Source organism: Pseudomonas sp. Irchel s3b2, assembly GCF_900187445.1.
Lineage (GTDB): Bacteria > Pseudomonadota > Gammaproteobacteria > Pseudomonadales > Pseudomonadaceae > Aquipseudomonas.
In genome coordinates, this window is the sequence record NZ_FYEB01000027.1 from 2,084 (window position 1) to 5,421 (window position 3,338).

The 3,338-nt window shown below is 51.0% G+C and carries 2 rRNA genes; both read left to right on the forward strand.

Annotated elements, in window-relative coordinates:
* The first annotated feature begins 155 nt into the window (after positions 1-155).
* Positions 156-3,047: ribosomal RNA gene (locus CKW20_RS28785) — 23S ribosomal RNA — on the forward strand.
* Positions 3,048-3,195: 148 nt separating this feature from the next.
* Positions 3,196-3,311 (forward strand): 5S ribosomal RNA (gene rrf, locus CKW20_RS28790).
* The last annotated feature ends 27 nt before the right edge of the window (positions 3,312-3,338 follow it).

Genomic DNA, 3,338 nt, shown 5'->3' on the forward strand with positions numbered 1-3,338 from the left:
TTTCGTTCTTTAAAAATTTGGGTATGTGATAGAAAGATAGACTGAACGTTACTTTCACTGGTAACGGATCAGGCTAAGGTAAAATTTGTGAGTTTAATCGCGAATTTTCGGCGAATGTCGTCTTCACAGTATAACCAGATTGCTTGGGGTTATATGGTCAAGTGAAGAAGCGCATACGGTGGATGCCTTGGCAGTCAGAGGCGATGAAAGACGTGGTAGCCTGCGAAAAGCTTCGGGGAGTCGGCAAACAGACTGTGATCCGGAGATGTCTGAATGGGGGAACCCACCTAACATAAGTTAGGTATCTTAAGCTGAATACATAGGCTTAAGAAGCGAACCAGGGGAACTGAAACATCTAAGTACCCTGAGGAAAAGAAATCAACCGAGATTCCCTTAGTAGTGGCGAGCGAACGGGGACTAGCCCTTAAGTGGCTTTGAGATTAGCGGAACGCTCTGGAAAGTGCGGCCATAGTGGGTGATAGCCCTGTACGCGAAAATCTCTTGGTCATGAAATCGAGTAGGACGGAGCACGAGAAACTTTGTCTGAATATGGGGGGACCATCCTCCAAGGCTAAATACTACTGACTGACCGATAGTGAACTAGTACCGTGAGGGAAAGGCGAAAAGAACCCCGGAGAGGGGAGTGAAATAGATCCTGAAACCGTATGCGTACAAGCAGTGGGAGCCTACTTTGTTAGGTGACTGCGTACCTTTTGTATAATGGGTCAGCGACTTATTTTCAGTGGCGAGCTTAACCGAATAGGGGAGGCGTAGCGAAAGCGAGTCTTAATAGGGCGTCTAGTCGCTGGGAATAGACCCGAAACCGGGCGATCTATCCATGGGCAGGTTGAAGGTTGGGTAACACTAACTGGAGGACCGAACCGACTACCGTTGAAAAGTTAGCGGATGACCTGTGGATCGGAGTGAAAGGCTAATCAAGCTCGGAGATAGCTGGTTCTCCTCGAAAGCTATTTAGGTAGCGCCTCATGTATCACTGTAGGGGGTAGAGCACTGTTTCGGCTAGGGGGTCATCCCGACTTACCAAACCGATGCAAACTCCGAATACCTACAAGTGCCGAGCATGGGAGACACACGGCGGGTGCTAACGTCCGTCGTGAAAAGGGAAACAACCCAGACCGTCAGCTAAGGTCCCAAAGTTATGGTTAAGTGGGAAACGATGTGGGAAGGCTTAGACAGCTAGGAGGTTGGCTTAGAAGCAGCCACCCTTTAAAGAAAGCGTAATAGCTCACTAGTCGAGTCGGCCTGCGCGGAAGATGTAACGGGGCTCAAACCATACACCGAAGCTACGGGTATCACTTAGGTGATGCGGTAGAGGAGCGTTCTGTAAGCCTGTGAAGGTGAGTTGAGAAGCTTGCTGGAGGTATCAGAAGTGCGAATGCTGACATGAGTAACGACAATGGGTGTGAAAAACACCCACGCCGAAAGACCAAGGTTTCCTGCGCAACGTTAATCGACGCAGGGTTAGTCGGTCCCTAAGGCGAGGCTGAAAAGCGTAGTCGATGGAAAACAGGTTAATATTCCTGTACTTCTGGTTATTGCGATGGAGGGACGGAGAAGGCTAGGCCAGCTTGGCGTTGGTTGTCCAAGTTTAAGGTGGTAGGCTGAGATCTTAGGTAAATCCGGGATCTTAAGGCCGAGAGCTGATGACGAGTGTTCTTTTAGAACACGAAGTGGTTGATGCCATGCTTCCAAGAAAAGCTTCTAAGCTTCAGGTAACCAGGAACCGTACCCCAAACCGACACAGGTGGTTGGGTAGAGAATACCAAGGCGCTTGAGAGAACTCGGGTGAAGGAACTAGGCAAAATGGCACCGTAACTTCGGGAGAAGGTGCGCCGGTGAGGGTGAAGCATTTACTGCGTAAGCCCACGCCGGTCGAAGATACCAGGCCGCTGCGACTGTTTATTAAAAACACAGCACTCTGCAAACACGAAAGTGGACGTATAGGGTGTGACGCCTGCCCGGTGCCGGAAGGTTAATTGATGGGGTTAGCTAACGCGAAGCTCTTGATCGAAGCCCCGGTAAACGGCGGCCGTAACTATAACGGTCCTAAGGTAGCGAAATTCCTTGTCGGGTAAGTTCCGACCTGCACGAATGGCGTAACGATGGCGGCGCTGTCTCCACCCGAGACTCAGTGAAATTGAAATCGCTGTGAAGATGCAGTGTATCCGCGGCTAGACGGAAAGACCCCGTGAACCTTTACTATAGCTTTGCACTGGACTTTGAATTTGCTTGTGTAGGATAGGTGGGAGGCTTTGAAGCGTGGACGCCAGTTCGCGTGGAGCCAACCTTGAAATACCACCCTGGCAACTTTGAGGTTCTAACTCAGGTCCGTTATCCGGATCGAGGACAGTGTATGGTGGGTAGTTTGACTGGGGCGGTCTCCTCCTAAAGAGTAACGGAGGAGTACGAAGGTGCGCTCAGACCGGTCGGAAATCGGTCGTAGAGTATAAAGGCAAAAGCGCGCTTGACTGCGAGACAGACACGTCGAGCAGGTACGAAAGTAGGTCTTAGTGATCCGGTGGTTCTGTATGGAAGGGCCATCGCTCAACGGATAAAAGGTACTCCGGGGATAACAGGCTGATACCGCCCAAGAGTTCATATCGACGGCGGTGTTTGGCACCTCGATGTCGGCTCATCACATCCTGGGGCTGAAGCCGGTCCCAAGGGTATGGCTGTTCGCCATTTAAAGTGGTACGCGAGCTGGGTTTAGAACGTCGTGAGACAGTTCGGTCCCTATCTGCCGTGGACGTTTGAGATTTGAGAGGGGCTGCTCCTAGTACGAGAGGACCGGAGTGGACGAACCTCTGGTGTTCCGGTTGTCACGCCAGTGGCATTGCCGGGTAGCTATGTTCGGAATAGATAACCGCTGAAAGCATCTAAGCGGGAAACTAGCCTCAAGATGAGATCTCACTGGGACCTTGAGTCCCCTGAAGGGCCGTCGAAGACTACGACGTTGATAGGTTGGGTGTGTAAGCGCTGTGAGGCGTTGAGCTAACCAATACTAATTGCCCGTGAGGCTTGACCATATAACACCCAAGCAATTTGCGTCGAAAGGCCAGATTGCGGTGTGTGAAGACGCAACGAACCGAAAGTTCGAGAAACAAACACACAAATCTATCACCTACCCAATTTGCTGAAGCGAGGCCAACTGGTCACGACTCGGTACCCGAATTTCTTGACGACCATAGAGCATTGGAACCACCTGATCCCATCCCGAACTCAGCAGTGAAACGATGCATCGCCGATGGTAGTGTGGGGTTTCCCCATGTGAGAGTAGGTCATCGTCAAGATTAAATTCCGAAACCCCTATCTGCGTA